The sequence below is a fragment of the Megalodesulfovibrio paquesii genome (genome assembly GCF_054653055.1).
Genome location: NZ_BAAIGQ010000005.1, coordinates 182,072 through 205,560 on the forward strand (window position 1 = coordinate 182,072; position 23,489 = coordinate 205,560).

Annotated in this window: 21 protein-coding genes; 5 read left to right on the forward strand and 16 right to left on the reverse strand. The window is 64.9% G+C overall.

The genetic code is table 11. The features are described 5' to 3' along the window. The first annotated feature begins 111 nt into the window (after nt 1-111). Nucleotides 112-1,017, forward strand: coding sequence for a DMT family transporter (locus tag ACYQ00_RS07335; RefSeq protein WP_460031483.1), 906 nt, complete (start codon nt 112-114; stop codon nt 1,015-1,017). An 85-nt stretch (nt 1,018-1,102) separates the two neighbouring features. On the opposite strand, the gene ACYQ00_RS07340 is transcribed toward ACYQ00_RS07335, so the two are convergent. Then, a complete protein-coding gene (locus ACYQ00_RS07340) occupies nt 1,103-2,620 on the reverse strand; it encodes a carboxypeptidase M32 (protein ID WP_460031484.1) in 1,518 nt (505 codons plus the stop codon). Between the two features lie 202 nt (nt 2,621-2,822). Between ACYQ00_RS07340 and asnB the strand changes: the two genes are divergently transcribed. The 3 genes from asnB (at nt 2,823) to ACYQ00_RS07355 (ending at nt 6,216) form a co-directional block, all read left to right on the forward strand. Further along, nucleotides 2,823-4,775, forward strand: a complete 1,953-nt coding sequence (asnB, locus tag ACYQ00_RS07345; RefSeq protein WP_460031485.1) for an asparagine synthase (glutamine-hydrolyzing) — start codon at nt 2,823-2,825, stop codon at nt 4,773-4,775. 63 nt (nt 4,776-4,838) lie between these two features. Further along, entirely contained in the window at nt 4,839-5,654 is an 816-nt protein-coding gene (locus ACYQ00_RS07350) for a hypothetical protein (protein ID WP_460031486.1), read from the forward strand. A 118-nt stretch (nt 5,655-5,772) separates the two neighbouring features. After that, entirely contained in the window at nt 5,773-6,216 is a 444-nt protein-coding gene (locus tag ACYQ00_RS07355) for a flavodoxin (RefSeq protein WP_460031487.1), read from the forward strand. Nucleotides 6,217-6,344: 128 nt separating this feature from the next. Here the strand turns inward: ACYQ00_RS07355 and ACYQ00_RS07360 are convergent, their stop codons facing one another. From ACYQ00_RS07360 to ACYQ00_RS07395, 8 genes are all read right to left on the reverse strand, one after another. After that, nucleotides 6,345-7,391 (reverse strand): WD40 repeat domain-containing protein, encoded by a 1,047-nt coding sequence (locus ACYQ00_RS07360; RefSeq protein ID WP_460031488.1) that lies wholly within the window; start codon nt 7,389-7,391, stop codon nt 6,345-6,347. Between the two features lie 75 nt (nt 7,392-7,466). Next, nucleotides 7,467-8,333 (reverse strand): AAA family ATPase, encoded by an 867-nt coding sequence (locus tag ACYQ00_RS07365; RefSeq protein ID WP_460031489.1) that lies wholly within the window; start codon nt 8,331-8,333, stop codon nt 7,467-7,469. A 1-nt stretch (nt 8,334) separates the two neighbouring features. Next, nucleotides 8,335-8,844, reverse strand: a complete 510-nt coding sequence (locus ACYQ00_RS07370; RefSeq protein WP_460031490.1) for a hypothetical protein — start codon at nt 8,842-8,844, stop codon at nt 8,335-8,337. Nucleotides 8,845-9,068: 224 nt separating this feature from the next. Then, nucleotides 9,069-11,399 (reverse strand): GGDEF domain-containing protein, encoded by a 2,331-nt coding sequence (locus ACYQ00_RS07375; RefSeq protein WP_460031491.1) that lies wholly within the window; start codon nt 11,397-11,399, stop codon nt 9,069-9,071. A gap of 325 nt (nt 11,400-11,724) precedes the next feature. Continuing rightward, nucleotides 11,725-12,378 (reverse strand): cysteine hydrolase family protein, encoded by a 654-nt coding sequence (locus tag ACYQ00_RS07380; RefSeq protein WP_460031492.1) that lies wholly within the window; start codon nt 12,376-12,378, stop codon nt 11,725-11,727. 4 nt (nt 12,379-12,382) lie between these two features. Beyond that, the gene (locus ACYQ00_RS07385; protein ID WP_460031493.1) at nt 12,383-12,769 is read right to left on the reverse strand and encodes a response regulator transcription factor; all 387 of its coding nucleotides are present in this window, start codon (nt 12,767-12,769) and stop codon (nt 12,383-12,385) included. A 30-nt stretch (nt 12,770-12,799) separates the two neighbouring features. Then, a complete protein-coding gene (locus ACYQ00_RS07390) occupies nt 12,800-13,810 on the reverse strand; it encodes a hypothetical protein (RefSeq protein WP_460031494.1) in 1,011 nt (336 codons plus the stop codon). A 118-nt stretch (nt 13,811-13,928) separates the two neighbouring features. Next, nucleotides 13,929-15,446 (reverse strand): flagellar hook protein FlgE, encoded by a 1,518-nt coding sequence (locus ACYQ00_RS07395; protein ID WP_460031495.1) that lies wholly within the window; start codon nt 15,444-15,446, stop codon nt 13,929-13,931. 174 nt (nt 15,447-15,620) lie between these two features. Here ACYQ00_RS07395 and ACYQ00_RS07400 point away from each other — a divergent pair, with 174 nt between their 5' ends. Next, the gene (locus tag ACYQ00_RS07400; RefSeq protein WP_460031496.1) at nt 15,621-15,869 is read left to right on the forward strand and encodes a hypothetical protein; all 249 of its coding nucleotides are present in this window, start codon (nt 15,621-15,623) and stop codon (nt 15,867-15,869) included. A gap of 177 nt (nt 15,870-16,046) precedes the next feature. Here the strand turns inward: ACYQ00_RS07400 and ACYQ00_RS07405 are convergent, their stop codons facing one another. From ACYQ00_RS07405 to ACYQ00_RS07435, 7 genes are all read right to left on the reverse strand, one after another. Continuing rightward, on the reverse strand, nt 16,047-16,988 hold the full coding sequence (locus ACYQ00_RS07405; protein ID WP_460031497.1) for an ABC transporter permease: 942 nt from the start codon (nt 16,986-16,988) through the stop codon (nt 16,047-16,049). Beyond that, entirely contained in the window at nt 16,981-18,036 is a 1,056-nt protein-coding gene (locus ACYQ00_RS07410; protein ID WP_460031498.1) for an ABC transporter permease, read from the reverse strand. The genes ACYQ00_RS07405 and ACYQ00_RS07410 overlap by 8 nt, the downstream gene beginning before the upstream one ends. Next, entirely contained in the window at nt 18,033-19,598 is a 1,566-nt protein-coding gene (locus ACYQ00_RS07415; protein WP_460031499.1) for an ABC transporter ATP-binding protein, read from the reverse strand. The genes ACYQ00_RS07410 and ACYQ00_RS07415 overlap by 4 nt, the downstream gene beginning before the upstream one ends. A gap of 17 nt (nt 19,599-19,615) precedes the next feature. Beyond that, the gene (locus ACYQ00_RS07420) at nt 19,616-20,260 is read right to left on the reverse strand and encodes a phosphoribosyltransferase family protein (protein WP_460031500.1); all 645 of its coding nucleotides are present in this window, start codon (nt 20,258-20,260) and stop codon (nt 19,616-19,618) included. 80 nt (nt 20,261-20,340) lie between these two features. Continuing rightward, nucleotides 20,341-21,453, reverse strand: a complete 1,113-nt coding sequence (locus ACYQ00_RS07425) for a BMP family ABC transporter substrate-binding protein (protein ID WP_460031501.1) — start codon at nt 21,451-21,453, stop codon at nt 20,341-20,343. Nucleotides 21,454-21,548: 95 nt separating this feature from the next. Further along, nucleotides 21,549-22,058, reverse strand: coding sequence for a thiol peroxidase (tpx, locus tag ACYQ00_RS07430; protein ID WP_460031502.1), 510 nt, complete (start codon nt 22,056-22,058; stop codon nt 21,549-21,551). A gap of 169 nt (nt 22,059-22,227) precedes the next feature. Continuing rightward, nucleotides 22,228-23,253 (reverse strand): HD-GYP domain-containing protein, encoded by a 1,026-nt coding sequence (locus ACYQ00_RS07435; protein ID WP_460031503.1) that lies wholly within the window; start codon nt 23,251-23,253, stop codon nt 22,228-22,230. Between the last annotated feature and the right edge of the window lie 236 nt (nt 23,254-23,489).

Below are 23,489 nucleotides of genomic sequence, written 5' to 3' on the forward strand. Positions count from 1 at the left end.
GAATGCACGGGATGCAATGGCGAGTTGCAGTCCGCTGGCACAGGCAGTCGCTTTACTTCGGGCTGGGGGCGGGGTAGTGGTCGATTCTTTTCCTGCTCCAAGGAGTCCTCCATGCCCACCGCGCCGCGGCCGGCCGCGCCCTCTTCGCATCTTGCCGCCATCCTGGCCCTGAGCCTGGCCATGGTGCTCTGGGGGTCGAGCTTCATCGCCATGAAGGTGGCCGTGGGCACGTTTCATCCGCTCCTGGTGATCTTCTGCCGCATGCTGCTGGCCACGCTGCTGTTTGCGCTCTTTGCCCGGCGGTTCATGCGGGCGGAATACCGCGCCGGGGATTGGAAACCCATGCTGCTCATGGGCCTGTGCGAACCGGGGCTCTATTTTGTGTTTGAAGCCTATGCCCTCAAACACACCTCCGCCGCCCAGGCCGGGATGGTCACGGCCATGCTGCCGGTGATGGTGGCCGGCGCGGCGGCGGCCTGGCTGGGCGAGCGGCCCTCCCCGCGCATCTGGGCCGGGTTCATCCTGGCTGTGTGCGGGGTGGTGTGGTTGTCATTGGCGTCCACGGTACAGGAGGCCGCGCCGAATCCCATGCTCGGCAACTTCCTGGAGTTCCTGGCCATGGTTTGCGCCACGGGCTATATGCTGCTGCTCAAGAAGCTCTCGGCGCGCTACTCGCCCTGGTTGCTGACGGCCATTCAGGCTGCCGTGGGCACGCTCTTTTATCTGCCGACCCTGCCCTTTGTGGACTGGCCGCAGCACCTGGAATTGTTGCCGACGCTCTCGGTGCTGTATCTTGGTTCCATCGTGACCATCGGGGCCTACGGCTGCTACAACTTCGGCATGAGCCGGCTGCCGGCCAGCCAGGCCTCGGCGTTTGTGAATGCCATCCCGGCGGTCTCGCTGCTCCTGGCCTGGCTGCTGCTGGGGGAGCGGCTGAGCCTGCAGCAGCTGGTGGCCTGCGGGGTGGTTTTTGGCGGGGTGATCCTCAGCCAGGGCACGGTGCGGCAGAAAGGCTGAGCAATGCAACAACGCATTCTGCCGCGCGCATGGGCAGGAAGGCAGGGGGGACATCTTTTTTGGAAAGATATCCCCCCGAATTGTTTTAAATACCGTGTAGATCCTGATGCCGGCGGCGCAGGTGCTCCAGCAGGTACTGCGGGGACGGCTCGCTGCCAGTGGCCTGGCGGACAAGTTCCCGCGGCATGTAAAGCATGCCATGGCGATGAACGCGATCCTGGAGCCAGTTGCGCAGGGGGGAGAACTCGCCGGCAGCCATGCGGGCATCCATGGCGTGCTCGCCGCCCAGTTCATCACTGGCCGCGGCGTACAGCTGGGCGGCGTACATGGTGCCCAGGGCGTAGGTGGGGAAGTAGCCGATGGCCCCGGCGGGCCAGTGCATGTCCTGCATGACGCCGTTTTTGTGACTGTCCGGGCGGATGCCCAGGAGTTCCTCCATGCCGGCATCCCAGGCCTCGGGCAGGTCGCGAACCTCCAGCCGGCCGTCCATGAGGGCGGTTTCCAGGCGGAAACGCAGGATGACGTGCAGGCAATAGGTGACTTCGTCGGCCTCGGTGCGGATCAGGCTGGGGGAGACGGCATTGACCGCCCGCCAGAGTTTGTCCGGGCTGAGATGCTCCAGGTTGGGCAGGAAGCTCCTGGCCTGGGGGGCGAGCCAGCGGCAGAAACCCAGGCTGCGGCCGACCATGTTTTCCCAGAGTCTGGACTGGGATTCGTGCACGCCCAGGGAAATGTAGCTCCCCATGGGGGTTCCCCAGAACGCTTCCGGCAGGCCGATCATGTACAGGGAATGCCCGGCCTCGTGCAGGACGCCGTAGAGGGATTCCAGGAAATTCGTCTCGCAATGGCGGGTGGTGATGCGGTGGTCCCGCGGGCCCGGGGCGCAGGAGAAGGGATGGGCAGAAATGTCCAGTCGGCCGGCATCAAAGGAAAAGCCCACCGCTTCACAGACCAGGCGGTTCAGTTCATGCTGGGCCGGGACAGGATAGTGCCCGTTCAGGGAGCCGGGTTCGGCGCGGCGAGGGCTGCCCAGGATGGCGTCCAGAATCGGCCGGAGGCCTGCGGCCAGCTCATCAAAAAACGGGGCGAGCCGCGCGGCGGTTTCCCCGGGTTCAAATTCGTCCAGGAGAACGTCGTAGGCGGTCTGCCCTGGGCCGGCCAGGCAGGCGGCCTGTTCCTTTTTCAGACGGATCACCTCTTCCAGCAGCGGGGCCAGGGCGGCCCAGTTGCTGGTGGGGCGGGCGTCCTGCCAAGTCATTTCCGCCTTGGTGGTAGCGATGATCAGGGCGCGGGAGAGTGCTTCGGGCACGTTGACGGCGCGGTCAAATTCCCTGCGCCAGTGAAACACGGCAGCGGCGTATTCCGGGGGCAGGCCGTCGGTGGCTTCGAGCGCGGCCAGGCGTTCACCTCGGGCCGGGTCCTGGTGCCGGGCCTGGATGAGGGCCACCAGGGCGGCCAGCTGTTCGGCGCGCCAGTCGTGGCCAGCCGGGGCCAGCATGGTGCGCTGGTCCCAGGCCAGGAGTTCCAGGGCGGTGGAGAATCGGGCGGTTTCCCGGCTGTGCTCAAAGAGCCACTGCAGGGAACTGGCGGTATCTGCGGGCATGGGGTCTCGCTTTCTTTGGTATGTGATGATGGCGGACTGTAGCAGCGGTGCCGCGTCGGGGCAACCATATCGCGGGTGCGGTATTCTGGCGGCGTGTTGGGCAGGCCGCACGTCAACCTGCTGTAATTCCCCCGCTTGCTCTATTGGTGCCAATCCAGTAGGATGCCGCATTTCCATCCTGCTTCCCAAGGATCATCCCACCGTGTGCGGCATCGCCGGTTTTCTCCTGCTCGACAACGCCCCTCCCGTCACGGACACGCAGGCCCGCGAGGTGCTGGACGCCATGGCCGCCGCCATCGCCCATCGCGGTCCGGATGGCCGGGGGCATCATGTGGGCCTGCCCGCGGCCTTTGCCCATTGCCGGCTGGCCATCATTGACCTTTCCACCGGCGCCCAGCCCATGGCTTCCGAAGACGGCGCCGTGGTGATCACCTTTAACGGCGAGATCTACAACTACCGCGAGATCCGCGCCGAACTGGAGGCCCGGGGCCGGCGGTTCAAGACCCGTTCGGATACGGAAGTCCTGCTGCAGGCCTATCAGGAGTGGGGCGCCGCCTGCCTGGACCGGCTGGAAGGCATGTTCGCCTTTGCCCTTTGGGACGCGGAGCGCCGGGCGCTCTTTGCCGCACGGGACCGCTTCGGCAAAAAGCCGTTTTTCTACACCATCCAGCAGGGCGTCTTCCTTTTTGCGTCGGAGTTGTCGGGCCTGGAGGCCGCGGCGGCCCGGCTGGGCGCGGCATGCTCCATCCAGTTCTCCATCCGGGCTTCCACCCTGGCCCGGTTCCTGGCCTATGAATACGTGCCCACGCCCGAGAGCATCTATGCCGAGGCCCGCAAGCTCCCGCCGGCCCATTTTCTGGAGATGCACCAGGACGGCACGCTGCTGGTGGAGCGGTACTGGGAAACGCCCATGCCCCGGCCCGAGGGGGCCAAAGGCTTTGGCCGGGCGGACGAACCGGCCCTGTGCGAGGAACTGCGCCGGTTGTTGCGCCAGGCCGTGCAGCGCCGCCTGGTGGCCGATGTGCCCGTGGGGGTGTTCCTCTCCGGCGGGGTGGATTCGTCCTCCGTGGCGGCCATGGCCGGGCAGCTGGCGCCGGGCATCAAGACCTTTTCCATCGGCTTTACCGAGGCCAGCTACGACGAATCGGCCTACGCCGGCCGCATCGCCGCGCAGGTGGGCACGGACCATCAGCTGGAAATGCTCTCGGCCGAAACCTGCGCCGACCTCCTGCCTCAGGTGGTGGCCGGCTTTGACGAGCCCATGGCCGATCCGTCCATTGTGCCCACCTATCTGCTCTCCCAGATCACCCGGCGGCAGGTCACCGTGGCTCTGGGGGGCGACGGGCCGGATGAGCTGCTGGCGGGGTATGAGTATTTTCCTGGTTTCAAGGCCACACAGCTCTGGGAGCGGCTGCCGCGCGGGCTCAGGCGGGCGGCCGTGGCGGCCAGCCGGTTCCTGCCCGGCTCGGCCGGGTACGTGAACCCCCGCCACGTGGCCCAGACCTTCCTGGCTGCTGCCGAGGCCCCGGCCTGGCTGCGCACCCAGCGCATGCTCACGGCCCTCACCCCCGAGGCCCAGCGCGCCTTGTGGGTCAAGCCGCATGATTTTCTGGAGCGCGAGCGGCTCTTCGCCCCCACCAAAGCCATCTGGGAGGCCCTGCCGGACTGGCCACCCATGGCCAGGGTTTTTCATCTCTTCGCCCGGCAGTACATGCTGGACTACATTCTGGTGAAGGTGGACCGCTGCACCATGCTGCATGGCCTGGAGGCCCGGGCGCCGTTTCTGGATCGGGATCTGGCGGAGTTCTGCTTCCGCCTGCCCGTGTCCTTCAAGCTGCGCGGGGCCACGCGCAAGTACCTGCTCAAGCAGGCCATGGCCGGCATGCTGCCCCATGATATCCTGCACCGTCCCAAGCGCGGGTTTTTGATTCCCACGGCCGCCTGGCTGCGGGGCCGGCTGCGACCGCTTCTGGAGGAACTCCTGCACGAACGCCGGTTGCGCGAACAGGGGATCTTCGACCCGGCGGACGTTCGCCTGTTGCTGGACGAGCATGTCTCTGGTCGCAAGGATCATCGCAAGGGCCTCTGGACCCTGTTGGTATTGCAACTCTGGCTGGCCGGAAAACCCGGTATTCGCATCCAGGCGGATGCCTGACCCGGTGACGAGGTTGGCTCTCGCGCGCCCCCGCCGCCCCAAGCAATCGAGAGGACGCCGCCCATGACCGTTCCTTCGGAACCCCAAGCCGGCACCCAGGCCGGCTCCCAGGCCAGCCCTGGCGGACGCCAGGACCTTGATCTGTTGAACATGCCACTGGACGGGATTGTCCATTACTGGGTCTCCCTGCACAAGAGCCTGGAGCCGCACCGGAAACTGAGGAACGGCCAACGCCAGCTGCAGGAGGAAAGCCAGCTGACCGCGGAGCCGCTCTCGCGCTTTCTGCTGGAGCTGCTCATGAGCGAGCTGGAAACGCCGGACCTGCGCCGCCTGGGGCAGGCCAGGGTGGAACTGCTCCTGGACGCCGCTGCCCGCCGCCTGCAGCTCATGCGCGTGGCCCTGCTGGACATGGTGACGGCCGAGAATCCGCGCAAGACCGTGGCCAAGATGTCTGCCCAGTATCCTGTGGTCCCCATTGAGGAAGAGAAGGCCTTTTCCCTGGCCCAGCAGCTGGTGGCCCTGGCCGGCACGCCCAACTGGGAGGCCAAGGCCCACTATTTTTCCGTGGACCACCGCCAAAAGGACGACAAACTCATGGTGGCCCTGCTGTTCCACGTGGCCTGGTGCCGTCGGGAAGGCAAAATGGCCATGCGCCAGTTTTTGCCGCACCTGCATTCCATCTTTTTCCATCAGGGGCTGACCCTGGTGATCGACGGGTTTGATGGCCCCTTCCTGCGCAAGCGGCTCAAGGTGCATCAGGCGGCCATCATGGCCGATGCCCGCCGCAAGGCTGCCTGCTCCCTGGAACTGGCCTGCGCCATCAAGCAGCGCCTGCCCCACGAGCAGGCCCAGTCCATCGCCCGCACCTGGCTTCTGTAGCCAACCGACAGGAAAACGCGGACCCCGGGCCGCGTTTTTTGCCAGCATGCTGTTGACAACGATTTTCAATTTCAGATAAGGCCCGGACAGAACGTTTCACCCCTTTGAGGAGGTTCCGATGTCCAAGGCCCTGATCGTGTACGGTTCCACCACTGGCAACACCGAAAGCGTGGCGGAAGCCATCGCCAAAACCTTGAACGCAAACGGCGTGCAGGCCGAGGTCAAAAGTGCGGCCGACGTCCAGCCTTCCGGCCTGGCCGAGGGGTACGACGTGCTGCTCTTTGGGTGCTCCACTTGGGGCGATGACGAAGTCGAGCTGCAGGAGGATTTCATCCCCCTGTATGAAGATCTGGAAAGCGCAGGGCTCAAGGGCAAGAAGGTCGGCGTCTTTGGCTGCGGCGACTCTTCGTACACCTATTTCTGCGGCGCCGTGGACGCCATTGAGCAGAAAGCCGCGGAGCTGGGCGCGAACATCATCGTCGGCAATCTGAAAATCGACGGCGAGCCCGACTCGGGTGACGCCGAAAACTGGGCCCGCGACGTGCTGGCCGCAATGCAGTAACCACGATTGCGCCGGGCAGGGGAAGCCCGTGGCGCGGGCTTCCCCTGCCCGGCCTGCGTGGTTCGGGAAGTTGCGGGAGGCTGTCTTTCTACCGAGAAGACAGCCCCCCGCGTTCGTTATTGCGGCGTCTATCGGCCCTGGCAGCTGGCGGTCAGCATGCCGCCCAGGAGCAGGGGCTGGGGCAGGCCTGGGGCCGGGGCGGTTTCGGGCTGGTCGGCCTTGATGGAGAATTCCACTGTTGCCGGGGGCAGCACTCCGGAGGCGCCAGGGGAGCCCAGCCCGGCCAGCACCGTGTCCCCGCGAAAACAGACCGTCAGGGGCAGGGTGATCCACTCCTCGTTTTCCGAACACAGGGAGAGCTGGCGCGAGGGGGCGATGTGCTTTTCCGAGCCGGCGGTGGCGCGGAGCATGTGGCTGGCGGTGGTCAGGCGTTCCAGGCGGCCATCGGGTGCAAAGGCCAGGGAATTCACATCCCCGCTCACTCCCTCGGGATCCGGATCAAACACCGTGACCGGGCCAAGGGGAGAGAGAATCTCCACGGGCCGGGCCGGTTCCAGGGAGGCCAGGGCGCCGTTTTCGTGAAAGGCCAGACCGATGCGCGCGGGGATGGGCCCCACGGGCGTGGGCCAGCGCACGGTTTCCTCCGTCCAGAGAGAAACGCTTTGCAGCGCCCCGGAGGGGAAGAATAGCAGGCTGATGCAGCGGGCTTCCAGCACGCGGCGGCCGGCGTCCAGGACATTGGGATCTGGCGGCAGATCCAGACGCAACACCGGGGCCAGGGCCTTTTCGTCCTGCCAGGAACGGTAGGCGCTCAGCTTGCCATCCTGGGGGAAGAGCCGGCGCAGGCTGCCATCGGGATGAAAGAGCAGCCGCTCGGCCGGGAGAAGGCCCAGTGAGGTGGCCACAGGCGTTTGCGCTTCCAGGGAAAGGGCCTTGAGCACGCCGTTAGGATACAGCTCGATGGCCGGCCGCGGCGGGCGACGGGTTTCGGGGTCTCCGGAATCGTCGGAAAAGCGCGGAACGAGCTGGCCAAGCGGGGTGTCCAGGGATTGGCAGTCATCCAGGCGCAGCAGGCGGGGGGTGCCGTCAGGATGGCGGCCTTCCACGCGAACAGGGGACAGCTGCAGGGGCGGCGTGCCGCGCCCCAGGGAAACAGTGGCGGAGTGGTGTGTCATGGTATTGTATCTGAAGCGGCTTGCGGTGGGGGGCTGCAGCACGGCAGGGCAGGAGGAGAGGCGCACGGCGGGCGATCAGATATCGTCACGATGCAGGACGTCCTTGAGGAGATCCCGAAAATCCTCCACCACCTTGTCCGTGGGGGCGTATTCATACACGGTCATGCCGTAGGCCGGCGCTTCGGCCAGGCGTGGCGAATGCCGGATGGGCGTGCAGAGGTACTTGCCGTAAAATTTTTCCAGGCTTTCCAGAATGGCCTGGGAGTTCTTGTTGGGCTTGGCCAGGAACATGGGCAGCAGGTACTTGAGGACCACGCCCTGATTGTGTTTGCGCAGGGCGGCAAAATTGCGCAGAAACTCCGCAAGGCCCTGAATGGACATGACTTCCAGGGAAACAGGGGCCAGGAGCTCCCGCGCATAGAAGAGCACGTTGACGGTCAGGGCGTCCCAGCTGGGGGAAGTGTCCAGGATGATGAACTGGAAGGCGCGTTCAATGGGCTTGAGAGCCTCGGCCAGGGTGGTTTCGCCGGCGTAGTCCTGGCGGGTGATGTGGCGTTTGATCTTGGCCAGGGACTTGCCGCCGCTGAGCAGCCAGAGGTTGTCCCGGGCCTTGAGCATGGCCTGATCCGGCGTGGTCTCGCCCAGGATGAGGTTGGTCAGCCCATCGTTCGGCTTGATGCCGAGCATGAAGGCGGCCTGGCCCTGGGTATCGCAATCGATGAGCAGGGTCTTGAAATTGTTGATGGCCAGCCCATGGGCCAGATGCACGGCGGTGGTGGTTTTCCCCACGCCACCCTTGGAGATCATCACGGCGATGGAGCGGGCGCTGCCCAGGGAGAACCGCTGGCCGCAACGCTTGCAGGGCAAGGTGGCCGGGCCCGGGGGGAGCTGCGAGGTATCCACCTGCTGCCGGGTGCGGCAGCTGGGGCAGATGATTTCCATCTCAGCCCTGCTTGCTCAGATGTTTGGTGATGAGCTTGAGCATGAGGCTCGATTCCCCCTTCATCTCGAACTCCCTGAGGGCGATACGCAGGGAGATGGCCACAATGTCCGACATGGACACCTGGCTCTTGTACTCGTCTGGCACCAGCTTTTTAATGTGGTGTTTTGCGGATTTGAGTCTGTTGTGCAGCTTTGGGGGGAAGTAGACCGTGGCCTTTTTCTTGTTGGCCGGCACTGCCAGGCGGAAGGAGCGGAACTGCTCTTCGGTATCGGGGTCGGTCAGTTCCAGCAGGATATTGCGGGCATACTGGCCAGGAGAGTCGTCCAGGTCACTCAGCCGGAAGGACCGGTACTGGGGTTTGCCCACTTCGCTTTTGTCCCGATACAGCAGCGGGGCCAGATCGTCAGCTTCCCCGGCCGAGGGGTCGGCAGCGGTGTCGGCGGTGGGGTCGCCGCCGCCCAACAGCTCGGCCAGGATATCGTATTTGGGAGAGCTATCGTGTTCCGTCATGGAGCCTGTCCTTGCTGCGCCAGTCTGCTTTACGGCGTGGGACTGGGCTGCGGTCGAAGCGGCGGCCGGACTCGAACCGGGGCGCTGTGGAGAAGACGTCGTGCCGGGCATGCTACCCCAGATGTAGGGAAAAGGCCAGCTTGCCGGCAGCCGTTTTGCCCTCAGGGTACCAAGAACGACACACTTTTTCGGCGCTGTCAAGTCGCTGCGAGGGGCAGGGCGGATCAGGCCGCTGCGGAAGCCGGCGCCCCTTCTGCCACCAGGGGCTGCCGGACCAGGGAATTGCCTTCCATTCCCTTGGCCTGTTTTTTGACCGTGGCTGTGCGGTTTGAGAGCAATTCCATGCTGAAACAGGCGTCCATGGGGCAATCGATGACGGCGATGGACAGGGAGGTCAGCGGGAACTGGCCCAGCTGGCCGTCCCGGCCCTTGCCAATGATGAAGCCGCGGGCAGCGTCTTCGGGGGAATAGAGTTCCCTGGAGCGCTGGGCATACTGGTGCATCACGTGGTCGCAGATGGCCTCCACCCGCTCGGGATGGCACATGATCAGGAAATCATCCCCGCCGATGTGGCCCAGAAAATCGTCCTCCGCGCCGTGGAGTTTGGCGCTCTCGCGCAGGAGCTCGGCCGTGAGCAGGATGATGCGGTCCCCGCGCTCGAAGCCGTAGACGTCGTTGTACACCTTGAAATTGTCCAGGTCGATGTAGGCCATGGCCGTGGGGACGCAATGCTTGAGGCGGCGTTCGATCTCGCGCTCGATGGAGACGTTGCCTGGCAGGCCGGAGAGGGGGTTGGCGCCCTTGGCCAGCTCCACCTGGGTCTGGGTCAGCTGGTCGAGCATGCGCTGCACCGAAACCACGCCCAGGAGCTTGCCTTTGTCCACCACAACGATGTCATCATACACCTTGGTGGATTCCCGGATCATGGCCAGGGCGGCCACGTCTTCCAGGGGCTGGTCACCCTCCACCACCAGGGGCGCGGGGTCCATGATCCGGGCTGCCTCCCGGTTGTAGTACAAGGACATGCCAAACTGGGTGGAGAGGTGGCGGTCGGTATTGTACTGCATGAGCAGGCCGCAGGGGCGGCCATCGCGGACCACCACCACACTGGTCTGGGCTGGTTTGTCGGCCAGCAATTCCTTGATTTCGCGGACGGTTTTGGACTCGCTCGTGGTCGGGCAGGGCAGAACCAGCTCGCGGATGGGGGTGGAGCATTTCCAGGACTGGCCGTCCTGCTGGGTAAAGCCGGTTTTTCGGGGAATGGCCACGCCGGGGGTGGCGGGCTTGTAGCCGGGCGCACCCAGGCAGTTGCCCTGGCCGGCATTCACGCCCATGGACACGAGGGAGCTCAGGGCCGTTTCGGTTTCAATACCCACGGCAATGGTCCGCGCCCCGATGCGCTGGGCCATGAAAAGCAGGGTTTCCACCATGCTGCGGTGGTAGGGGTTGGTATCGATGCCTTCCACCAGGGAAATATCGAACTTGATGAAATCCGGACGGATGAGGGTGATGTTGCGCAGGCTGGAGTCTCCGGAGCCCACGTCGTCTATGGCGATGGCGAATCCCTTGGCCCGGAAGCGTTCGATATCCCGGAAAAAGAGGTTCATGTCCTTGAAGCCCTGGCGTTCGGCGAACTCCAGGACGATGTTGTGGGGCTTGAGCCCGTAGGCTTCGATTTCCTCAAGCAGCAGGCCGGGCGTGAAGTTCGGGTCGGCGATCTCGTCGGAGTGGTTGTTCAGGAAGAGCCTCTGATTGGGGCCCACAGTTCCCAGGCCGGTGAGGGCTTTTTCCCGGCAGAGCTTTTCCAGCTTGAAGGTGGCGCCGGATTCCTTGGCCAGCTGGAAGAGCATCTGCGGCGAGGAGAAAAAGGTATTCTCCGGTCCGCGGGAAAAGGCCTCCCAGCCCATGACCTGGCCGGATTCGAAATCCACAATGGGTTGATACAGCGTGGCCACCTTGCCGCGTTCCAGAATGCACTGGAATTCCTTATGTAATGGCGGGGAGGCCACGTCCCTGGGCCGGGCCCCGAGCCGGCGGGCGTGGAGAAAGGCCCGCAGGAGCACGCCGTCCATATCCCCGGCCACGTTCTTGTCCACATAGGCATAGCCCACGTGAATGTCGCTGGCCGCGGCCACACGGGGAGGCAGCTTCATGGCCAGGCGCTCCCGGGACTGCATGCGGAACATGTGGGCCGCATTGGCCAGGCCAACGATATCCGGCGGAATGTCAAAGAAGAGCACAAAGGAGGAAAAGCCCACCCGGCCCGAGAACAGCAGCGCGGCCTGGGGCAGAAACCCCGGGAAAGCGGCCAGGGCGTCACGCTCCAGCAGATGCACCAGCTCCACGCCGATGTGCTCGTCCTCGGGGGTGGAGAGGGTGTAATAGTTGGCCACATCCACGGTAATGAGGCCAAGATTCCGCTGCCGGTACAGGTCATGCAGATGTCGCCAGTGTTCCGGGGCGATGAAGGCCTCCAGGGAGGCCGGCTTCTGGCCCGAGGGGATGTGCCCGCGGACATAGCGAAGACGGTTGCCGAAATACTTGGCGAGACGCATGGGGCAGCTCCTGTGCTGGCGGCGTGGCCAGATGTGTGGGCAGGCGGCCTGATATGACGGCCTGCCTGACAGCCTGTTTGGCAGCATGTGTGGCGGAAGGGACCAACCGTTGCTTGCCGAAACAAGGCCACGCTGTACCACAGAATGCCTTGGCGCAGGGGGGAGCAGGGTGTGACAAATCGATGAAGATTCGGCGACAGGAATTGTGCGGACACAGGAGGGGATCTCCCCAACGAGCAGACGGCCTCCGGTGCAACTCCAGGGGCCGCAGGAGGCGTCCGTCGGGGGGATGTATTCGTCGGCAGGGCCCGGACGTCTGCAGGGGCTACGCGTCCGGCAAGGCCTGGACGTCTGGCACCACGCGGGCAAAGCGGTCGGCCAGGGCCGCCAGGGCTGCGCGGTGCAGCACGGCAGCGGGAATGATCCCTGGACCCCCCTGGGCGGCTGGCAAAGGATCTGACAGAGGATCTGGAAGGTCGCGCGTGACACAGGCGGCAGCAGGGATGGCCGGCAGACCGCAGGGCAGGGCCAGATCCAGGGCCGCCCGCGCCGTGGCCGAGAGGCACATGTGCGTCATGCAGCCAGCCAGAATCCAGGCCTTGCGCCCGGTCTCCGCCAGGGCGGCGGCCAGGGGCGTGCCGGCAAAACTGTTGGGCAGCTTTTTCTCCAGAACCAGCTCACCCGGCGCGGGCTGCAGGCAGGCCACAATCTGCCCCCTGGGCGCACTGCGATCAAAAGGCCCGCCCGGCGCACCGGCATGGACCACGTGAATGATCGGCGCGCCCAGCTGGCGGGCCCGCAACAGCAACGCCCGTGCCTGCTCCAGCGCCGCGGCAATGCCCACCAGGGGCAGTGCGCCATCCACGTATTCCTGCTGATAATCCACCAGCACCACGGCGCTGTGGGCAATGCCGGCAGGAATGGGCGAGAGGCCGGCCATGGCCAGCAACGTGCTGGGAGAGCGGGGGGCGTCCGGCATGCAGTCAGTCCACAATCTGCAGGAGTTCCTTGGCCAGCTCCACAACCTCGTCGGGGTCGAAGGGCTTGGTCATGTAATCGTACGCGCCGATTTCCAGCCCCTTCTTCTTGTCCGCTTCCTGGCCCTTGGCCGTGAGCAGCACCACCACAGTATCCTTGAGCGCAGGATCGTTCTTCACGGCGGTGCAGACTTCATAGCCGTTCATCTTGGGCATCATGATGTCCAGAAACACCACCTGCGGCCGCTCGGAACGGATCAGGTCCAGGCCTGCCTCTCCATCGGCGGCAGTGAGGATTTCCACGGCAAATTCGTCTGCCAGATCTTCCAGTGCCTGTTCCTGCAGGGTGCGGATGTGCAGCTCGTCCTCGATGATGAGCAGCTTCTTGCCCATGCGCAGCTTCCTTTCTTGCTGCCGGCCGTCCTAGGGCGCCGTGGGCAATGCCACGAACCCGAGGCGGGTGGCCGGGTATTTGTCGGTGACGATCATGACGCCATGCAGGCCCAGTTCCGGTGCCTCCAGCCGCGCAATGCCTTCCCAGTTCGAGGGCAGGAGCCCCCTGGCCAGTGGCAGATCCGGACCGTTTTTCTCTATGCCATTCTCCGAAAAACGCAAGGGCAGGAGGCGTTCCACGGTGGTGGCGTTGTTGGCGGGCTGTCCGGGTGTTTCGGAAGCCGGCCTGAGCAATGCCGCCTCGCCAGTCCAGAAAAAGTTCAGGCCATAGAAACCGCCATCCTCGTCGGGAGCGGTGACATCCGTGAACCGGTATTCCAGGGCAGGAAAGCCAATGCGCTCCTCCAGGACGAGTGCAGGCGAAAAAACCAGCACCTGCGCGCGGGGATTCACATTGCGGCCGTTGGCCTCGAAAAAGGCGTACACCTTGTGTTCGCGCACGAGGAGCGCCTCGAAGGCCATATTGCGCAGCTGGGCGGGCGGATCCAGCCGGACTTTGGAGACCGGGTCCATGATGATCCGGTTGGCGGCGCGGTCCACCTTGCCGCGAACCAGCCAGCCCACCATACGTTTTTGGTGCCGGGCCTCAATGGCCGCGTAAACGGTGTCGCCATCAAAGGCGATGGCCTCGTAGCCTTCGTAGCCCGGGATGCTCTTGGCAAGCCCGCCATCGGCAAAGCTCCACGGCACAGGGATGACCGGGGCCTGCAGGGCGCCATCCGGGGCCAGCCGTTCGAGCAGGGAGGATTTTTTGATGAAAAACAGCCCGCCGGCCCGCTCGGGATACTGGGGCAGGAGCACCAGCCGATCTTCCCACCAGCTGAGGCTGGAGAATTCCATGGAAGCGTCTGTCGCCGGCCCTTCCAGGTGAAAATCCTGCACAGGCAAGGGGGCGATGTCTGCCGCGTTGGTCACAACCGCCGTGCTGCACAGCAGCACCACTGTGCACAGGGCCGACAAAAGCGAAGGGCGAATGCTCATTCGCCAATGCTACCTGCTTTTGCCATGGCTGGCTAGGGCCTGCGGCCAAAAACGAGCTGCGGGAGAATCCTTATCGTAAGGATTCCCCCGCAGTGCAACAGCGCAGGCACGGTCAGCGTTATTTCTTCATGGTGATGGCGGTTTGCAGCAGGCTGTCCGTGGTGGTGACGATTTTGGAATTGGCCTGAAACCCGCGCTGTGTGGTGATCATGGTCACGAATTCCGTGGCCAGGTCCACGTTGGAGAGTTCCAGGGATTTGCCGGACACACTGCCGAAGTGGTCGTCTCCGGCATAGCCTTCCAGGATTTCCCCGGCAGCATCCCCGGCGGAATAAAGGTTGTTCCCCTCGCGCTGCAAGCCGTACTTGTTGGTGAAATCATACAAGGACAAGCGGTATAGGTCGGCGGTTTCTCCGTTGGAGTAGATGCCGTAGAGGGTGCCGTCCTCGGCAAAGCCCACGTTGGTGAGGGAGCCTTCGGGGTAGCCGTCCTGAGCCTGATAGTTGTTGTAGGACGATCCGGAGTAGGCGGTGGTGAAGGCGTCGTCACGCTCGTATTCAAAGGAGGAGAGCACGTTGCCGGCGGCGGCGTCGGCCAGGGTGGAAGTGCCATTCCAGGTGCCGGTGGTGCTGCTCAGGCCAAAGTCGATGCTCGTGGTCATGGTGGCGCCGTTCGAGAAGGTGGCCGTGACGCTGGGGCCGGAGCCGGCGCTCAGGGAGGCCAGGCTCCAGGAGGTGAGATCCGACGGATCCCCGGAGCCGGAATAGGTATAGGCTGTCTGCCCCACGAGCTGGCCGGAGGTGCTGAAGGTCATGGTGCCGGACATGAGAATGCCCGCGGAGGAGGTGCCGGCCAGGGAGGAGCCATCTTCCTCGGGTGGAATGGTGACGATGTAGCCGTAAATGCTTTCGCCGGTGCTCGCATCCTTGCCCACCTTGGAGTAGTACACAGTCAGGGTATGCTTTTCACCGGAGGAGTCGTAGACGGAGATGGAATCCGCGTGGGAGTACTGGGAGCTGGTGAGGGGTTCGTCGTCGGAGAGGCCATTGTAATCCGCCAGCATGGAGGCCAGGGTGGGGGCGCTGGCATCGTCAAGGAGGTCTCGATCCAGGTTGCTGTAGAGACTGATGGCGCTGGTGCTCCGGGCGGCCAGGGTGGGGATGGCCTCGGCGTCGGTCCAGAGGCGGATATCCGTGGTTACGTCGGAGACTGTGCCGTCGGCGTTGTACGCCTTGCCGCGCACGGCGTAGCCGTTGGTATCCACCAGATACCCATCCCGGTTGAAGACGAAATTGCCGGCCCGGGTGTAGTAGATGTCATTATTCACCTGGTCACGCACGGCAAAGAACCCCTGGCCGGCAATGGCGACATCCGTGGCCGAGTTGGTGGTTTCGAACGAGCCCTGGTTGAACATGGTCACCACGTCCTGCACCCCCACGCCGTGCCCGGTCTGCGGCACGCCCACGCTGGCGCTGGTGGTGGATGAGGCGAGATTGGAGCTGATCAGATCCGAATAGCGGATCTGCGCGTTCTTGAAGGCGGTGGTGTTGACGTTGGCGATGTTGTTCCCGGTGACCTTCATCCCGGCGGAGTAGGTCTTCATCCCGGTGGCGCCGATATACATTGAACTCATCATGTTGCAGGCTCCTTGGGCGGCAGTACCGTCGCAGGCCCGTCGAAGCGCGGGCGGGCAGAACTTGCCGATGTGGAGCAGTAAGCAGGGATCGTGCCGACGCGCATGCGGGAACACGTTGCCAGTTCCGGAAGACTGTTGTAAGGGAAGAGCGTACTGTAATAAAGGAGACGGACTATGTCGCAACGGCTGGTATCCACTGCGGTGGCGCTGGTGTTCACTCTGTTCCTTGCCGGGATGCCCGCTGCTGGACATGCGGCGGACAAATCCAAAGCTCAGGAAGACTACGCAAAACGCTTCTCGCCCATCACCAAGGACAAGGTCCGTATCCAGCCGTTTGATCCGGAATCCCAGCTCAAACGACAGAATGAGGCCATTCCAGACAAGATTGATCCCAGCAAAAGAAAGCTGGGTCACGTGAATTAACGCGGAGCGGCCAGAGCAATGTACTGTTGAGAATGGCCCGCACAAGAAGGGAGCCTATCTCCTTCCAAAACTTTTATCGTTTTAAAGAACCATAAAAAGTCTTTTGAAAGGGGGTTCGGGGGAAAACCTTTCTGAAGAAAGGTTTTCCCCCGGGAAATTGTATCACACTAAAAATACTCAGCCTTCGCGGGAGAAGGGGCGGCCCAGATCCCCCGGCGCGCCTGCCCGTTTGCGCAGGCCGGGTAGTGCGCCCGAGGTGGCCAGCACGGCAATGGTCAGCAGGTACGGCAGCATGCGCAAAAAGCTCGGGGAGATGTCCGGAATGCCGAAGAGCTGCCCGCTCACCTGGGCCTGAAACTGCAGGGCCGTCAACCCCCCGAACAGCAGGGCTCCAGCCGCCGCAGCCAGGGGCCGCCACCCGGAAAAAATGACCATGGCCACGGCGATCCAGCCCTGCCCGCCGGTCATGCCTTCCTTCCAGCCCGGCGTGTAGGCCAGACTCAGATAGGCTCCCCCCAGGCCGGCCAGCATGCCGCCGGCCACCACGCACCCGGCCCGGAGCCGCGCCACGGGCACGCCGGCTGCATCCGCTGCCGCGGCATCCTCGCCCACGGCCCGGATACGCAGGCCCAGCCGGGTGTGGAACAGCAGCCACCACAGGGCCACAGCCACCACCGCCGCCGCATACACCAGGGCGTTTTGGCGGAAGAACACGTCGCCCAGCACGGGAATGTCCGCCAGACCGGGCACGGGCAGCAGGCCCAGCCGCACCCCGCGCAGGCCCAGATAGCCCCGGCCCAGGAAGGTCGCCAGGCCGGTGCCCAGAAGTGTCAGGGCCAGGCCGCAGAGCACCTGATGCGCCCGGAGCCCGATGGTCAAGGCGGCGTGCAGCCCGGCGAGCAGGCCCCCGGCCGCCATGGCCGCACCGCAGGCCAGGAGGACGGATCTGGTTTCGTAGCCGACCACGAATCCAGCCAGCGCGCCGCAGAGCATCATGCCTTCAAGCCCGAGGTTGATCACCCCGCTGCGTTCGCACAGCACCTCGCCCCCGGCGGCCAGCATGACCGCGGCGGAAGATTTGACCGCAATCTGCCCAATGACCACGGCATCTTCAAGCATGACGCAGCCTCCAGCGTTGCAATGCGGCCGGGGTGATGCAGGACTCCGCAGCCAGGAAGGCCAGCAGGAGCATGGACTCAAGGACAATGCCGATGGAAGCCGGCAGGCCCAGACCGGACTGGAGCTGGTCCCCGCCCACGGCCAGAAAGGCCAGGGCCAGGGCCGCAGGCGGGACGCCCAGGGGATGACGACGGGCCAGACAGGCGGCCACGATGCCCTCGTATCCCAGTCCCACAGCCAGACCGTCCTGCAGCCGGCCGTGCAGGCCGCAGACCTCGCCCGCGCCGGCCAGCCCGGCCAGGGCGCCGGATCCCAGGAGCACCAGCACCAGCCGGCCGCGCGGGGCAAAGCCGGCATAGGCCGCGGCCAGGGGACCCAGGCCGGTCACCCGCACGCGGTAGCCCCAGCGGGTGCGGAACAGCAGCACCCAGGCTGCCAGCGGCAGCAGCAGCGCCAGGACAAACCCCGGATGCAGCCGCGAGGCTCCCAGCCGCGGCAACAGCGCAGCCGCGGGCAGCATGGCCGTGCCGGGAAAGCCCATGCCCGCCGGATCGCGCCAGGGGTCGTAATACAAATACTCCATGCACAGGATGGCCACGTAGTTCAGCAGCAGGGTGGTGAGGATTTCGCTGGTCCCGACCCGGGCCCGCAGCAGGGCAGGCCCAAGTGCCCACAGTGCGCCGCCGAGCATGCCCGCCAGCATGGCCGCGGGGGCCAGCAGCCAGGCCGGCGCGCCCGGCAGCAGAAAAAGCGCCGCGCCCGCCGCGCAGATTCCGCCAGCCACCAGCTGCCCTTCGGCGCCGATGTTCCAGAGCTGCATCTGCACCGCCCAGGCCACGGCCAGGCCGGTGAGCATCAGGGGGGTGGCCTTGACCAGCCATTCCGCCACGGCGTTCCAGGATCCGAAGGCTCCCTGCGCCATGTGCCCCCAGGCCTCCAGCGGTGATTGTCCGCACAGGGCAAAGACCACAGACCCCAGCGCCACGGTCACGGCCACGGCGGCGGCCAGGGAGAGCAGGCCGGCGAGCCGGCGTTCCTGACCGGTCATGCGCTGGCTCCGGCAGCGGCGTGTGCCCCGGCCATGAGCAGGCCGATGCGGTGCAGGCCTTCCTCGCCCTGTCGATTCTGCAAAGAAAGCACGTCCATGACCCGCCCGCGGAAGAACACGGCCACGCGGTCCGCCAGGGAGAGGGCTTCCTTGAGATCGCCGGTCACCAGAAGCACGCCGGCCTCGGCGCGGGCCTGGAGCAGGGCCTGCCAGACGGCACGGGTGGCCTGCACGTCCAGGCCCTGGGTGGGTTGTTCGACCAGCAAGAGCCGCGGATGCCGGCCCAGCTCCCGGCCAAGAATGAGCTTCTGCAGATTGCCGCCAGACAAAGAGCCGGCCAGGGCCTCGGGGGAAGGCGCGGCGATCTGCCGCTCGGCGATGAGCCGGGCCGTGGCCTTGCGGGCAGCCGGGCGGTTCAGCCAGCCAAGAAGTCGCAACAGTCCTGATTTGCGGATAAATTCGGTATCCCTGGTCAGCAGGCAGTTTTCCGTCAGCTGCAGGGGGGCCACGCTGCCCACGTGGTGCCGGTCTTCGGGAACATAGGCCAGTACATTGCGGGGCGGGCGATAGTCCCGGGCCGGACCGGCCATGCCGCACACGGCCACGCTCCCCGCACCAAACCGCTCCAGGCCGGCCAGACAGGCCGCCAGCCGCTCCTGCCCATTGCCGGCCACGCCGACCACAGCCAGGATCTCGCCGCGCCGCAGACGCAGGGAGACGTCGGCAAAGCCGTTGCCTGTGGCGTGCTCCAGCCGCAGGACCTCCTCGCCCAGGGGCGGGCGGGAGGAGTCGGCGGTGGATTCGTCGTCGTCGCCCAGGCCGGGAACGCTCAGGACCACCTCGCGACCAACCATCAGCCGGGCCAGCTCGCCACGATTGGTGACCTGGGAGGGCGCAATGCCCGTGGCCACCAGCCGGCCGCGGCGGAGCACGGAAATCTCGTCCGCATGGGCCAGGACTTCTTCAAGTTTGTGGGTGATGACGATGACCGCACGGCCTTCGGCTGCCAGGGCCTTGAGTGTGGCGAAGAGCCGTTCGCTTTCCGCCGGGGTCAGCACGGCCGTGGGTTCGTCGAGGATGAGCAGGCTGGCGTCGCGGGCCAGGAGCTTCAGGATTTCCACCCGTTGCCGCTCGCCCATGGACAGGTCCGCGATGCGGGCCTGGGGATCGACCTGGAGTCCGTAGCGGGCCGCAAGCTCGCGGGTCAGGGCCGCTGCGGCGGCCACAGACAGGCGCGGCAGTGAGAGGGCCAGATTTTCGGCCACGGTGAAAGGCGCCACGAGCATGAGCCGCTGGTACACCATGCCCACGCCCAGGGCGATGGCCTGGGCCGGGGAGGCAAAAGCCACGGGGCGGCCCTGGTGCAGGATGGTCCCTTTGTCCGGCCGGGTGCGGCCGGCCAGCATGGACATGAGCGTGGACTTGCCGGCGCCGTTCTCGCCCAGCAGGGCATGGATGCGGCCGGCGTGGATCTCCAGGGAAATGTGCTGATTGGCCAGGACCTTGCCAAAGCGTTTGGACAGGTCCCGCGTGGCGAAGAGCGGGGCGGCGGGGGTGGGCATACCGGGCACGGCAGGGTTTAGCGCAAGGGAACCGGTGGCGGGAGCACGGCCAGGGCATGCACAGGCGCGGGAAGGGCTACGGAGGGCGTGCCTTCCTGGGCGGCGCAGAAGACGCCAAGCAGGGGCGGCATGGGCTGGTCCAGCTGGCGCATGACTTCGTCCAGCAGATCGCACAACCCCAGGAGCGTGCCGCCGCTGGAGACAACGTCATCGAGAATCACCAACCCCTTGCTGGCGGTGGCCAGGAGCCGCATGTCCCGCTCATACATGGCCAGGAACTTGCCGCCAGAGGTCACGGATTCCACGGCCATCTGAATCACCGGCCGCACGCCGGCTTCCATGTGCGGCTTGATGCGGTTGTAGGCCACGGCCATTTCGTCCACCCCCAGGGCCTCGGCCGTGGTCTGGGCCAGCTGCAGGGCCTTTTCCACCACGCAGACGAAGACAACGCCGTCCAGAGCACCCACCTCGGTCCGGATTCTGTCGGCCATGAGCCGGCCGAGGTCGCGGTTCAGGCGAATCTGCCCCACGAGGTTCAGCGAGGCGATACGCACGCCGGCCTTGCCGCCAACCACCACCTGAGGCAGCTCCACGGCATAGCCAAGTCCGGGCACTTCCAGCCTGTATTTTTCGCCGGTCTCCCGACTGTGCAGCACGTCCATGGATGCCTCGTTTCCCGTGTTATCCTGTCCAATGGGGGCGCGGGGGAACTGGGTTCCCCCGCTTCATCCGCTTGTCTCTCTTACTTCGGGATGCTGCCGGCCACGCCCTTGACCAGCCAGTCCATGGTCAGGAGTTCCTTGTCCGTGGCGACCTTGCCGGCGGGGATGCGCTCCACGCCTTCGGTGTCCACCAGGGGGCCGGCGAAGATGGTGTCCTCGCCCTTTTGGAGCCTGGCCATTTCGGCCAGGACCTTGTCCTGCACGTCTTTGGGCACGCTGGCGTGGAAGGCGGAAAGCTTGATATCCCCTTCCTTGAAGCCGCCGAAGTACTCCTCGGCCTTCCAGGTACCGTCCAGCACCTGCTGCACCTTTTTCACGTAGATGGGCCCCCAGTTCCAGAGGGTGGAGACCAGGGCGCAATCCACGCCGGACTCGGCAACATCGGCGCCGTAGCCGATGGCGGGCACGCCGGCGGCACAGGCCGCGGCGGCGCTGTCCGGGGTGTCGGCCATCTGACGGATGAGGTCGTGCTTTTTGGCCACCAGGGTTTCGGCCAGGGTGGTTTCATTGATGGGATCGCGCCAGGACTTGAGCCAGGCCACGGTCACGGGCGTGGCCGGGGGCGTCTCGCCGCGTTCCTTCAGGCCCTTGAGGAGGCCGATGGTAAAGGCGTTGATGCCGCGGATGGGTTCGGGGATGGGCTGGGTGGCCACGGTGCCGACGTTCTTGTAGCCCATCAGGCCGGCCATGTAGCCGGCGAGGTATTCTGCCTGCTCCATGCGAGCGAAATAGTTGCCCATGTTCGGAGCGGTCTTGTAGCCGGAGCAGTGTTCGAACACGGTATTGGGAAAGTCCTTGGCCACATTCAGGGCCGGGTCCATGTGCCCGAAGGTGGTGGCGAAGATGATGTCGTAGCCTTCTTCGGCATACTTGCGGATGACGCGTTCGGCGTCGGCCGGGGAGAAGAGCTTTTCGGTGTAGGCAATTTCCACCTTGTCGCCCATCACCTGTTTCATTTCCTCAATGCCCTTGTAATGCGCGGTGGTCCAGCCCTGGTCGTTGATGGTGTCCAGGAGGGAAAAGGCCACGCGGATCTTGTCCTTTTTGGCCAGGTTGGGCTGGGCCTGGGCCGTGGTCGCGGCGAGGCACAGGCACAGTGCGGCGAGAACGGCAAGACGGCGAAGAGAGGCCATGGGCTGCTCCTTGGTGTGAAAAAACGGACAATGACGGACCGCGCCGTTGTCGCGGTCCGTCACGCAATTGTCAAGCACCGTCCGGAAACGGGGAACTACAGGGCCTTGGCCGCAGCCAGGGCGGCGGCGTAGTCCGGCTCCTGGGTCACTTCCTTGACCAGCTCATAGTACGTGATGATGCCTTCGGCATTCACCACCATGACCGCGCGGGCCAGCAGGCGCAGCTCCTTGATGAGCAGCCCGTAAGCCAGCCCCAGGGAGCCGTCGCGATGGTCGGAAAGGGTCTTGACCTGGGCAATGCCTGCCGCGGCACACCAGCGCTTCTGGGCAAAGGGCAGGTCCATGGACACGGTAAGCACGCTCACCTCGCCCAGGGCGCCGGCTTCCTGGTTGAAGCGGCGGGTTTCCATGTCGCAGACGGGGGTGTCCAGGGAGGGGACGGTGGAGAGGATGAACGGTTTGCCGGCATAGTCGGCCAGCGTCACGGGATTGAGGTCGTTGTCCAGCACGGTGAAGGCCGGGGCTTTCATGCCAACGGTCACGGGCGTGCCAACCAGGGTGAGGGGATTGCCAAGAAAGGTGACGCCGCCGGAAATCTCTTGCATGGGTCATGCTCCTGTTCGGATAAGGGAAAATAACGCCTTCGCCCGCAACGCGCCCAGGGAGGCCACAACGGGCCAACAGACGCCGGACGGGGAAGTTCCCGGAAGCATAGCCTGCGAAGAAAAATTTATCCAGTGCCCGATGCAAAAAACAGCACCGGACGGCGCTGCGTCAGGCGATATCCGCCTTGGACAGGACCATGATCAGCCTGCGGATGACGTCCACATCAAACCGGTCGCGCCGCTCCTTGAGCCAGCTCAGGGCCTCAAAGGGAGTCTTGGCCGGGCCCTCGGCCGTGGCGCGGGTGAGATTTTCGTAAACATTGCAGAGGGAAAGAATCTTCACGGGCAGGGGGATGTCCTCGCCGGTAATGCCGGAGGGGTAGCCCTGGCCATTTTCCATCTCGTGGTGGAACAGGATGCACTGGATGGTCAGCTGGTGCAGGGGCAGCGCGCCGGCCACTACCACGCCCAGGGTCGGGTGGCTGTTGGCCATGGCGGTTTCCTGAGGGGTGCGGTCCGCCGGGCGTTTGGCAAAGATGTACTGCGGCAGGCGGATCTTGCCGATATCATGGAAGATGGCGCCCAGACCCAGGCGGGTCAGGGTGTCATCGTCAAACTGTTCATAGGTCTGGGCCAGACTGAGGGTGAACACCATCACGCCAAGACTGTGATGGTATTCCGTGTACCCGCGGGCCACGTAGGCGGCAATGCTTTTGAGGGCTTCGGGATGCTTGAGAAAATCCGTGGTGGTCTGCACCAGGTTCTCCACGCGGGAGAAGCGCTTTTCCGCCAGGGAACGGGAAAGACGTTCCTGGTAGATGTCCTTCACCAGGCCGGCGGCGGACTGGCCCCAGAGCCGGGCGCGGTCTTCCTCGGGAATCCCGTCGTCATCCAGCAGTTTGGAAAGATTGCGATGGAGATAGTCCTCGTAAAACTTGCGCTCATGGGCATGAATATACAGCTTGTTGATGCCCAGAGCCGCCAGACGGTCTCGATGCGCAGGAGTGAACTGCTCGCCGCGCCGGCAGTACAAGAGCATGCGGTCCTGATGCCGCAGCATGACAGAAAAGCCGCCAGTGGTGGCGGGCAGAATGCAGTGCGGAGAGATCTCCACCACCGCAACTTCGTCGTATGGTTGGTCCTTCACGGTGCGAAACTGGGCAAGGTGCCGGGCTGCTGAGTGTACGTCTGCCATGATTCTACTCTATTGACCGGCATATCCCCAGGGGGCCATGGAGCCCGATGTGGAGCCTGGCACAGGGTTGGCGGTGTCGCAGCGGAGGTCCGTTGATGGGGGAAAGACCTCAGAGGCTCGGAATTTCCCACGCACGGTACAGCTTTGTTAAAGCGTTGCCAGACCTTGCCCCCTGCGTCAAGCACATCATGCCTTCCGGGGGCGGCCTGCAGGGTCAGACTGGCAGCAGCAAAAGC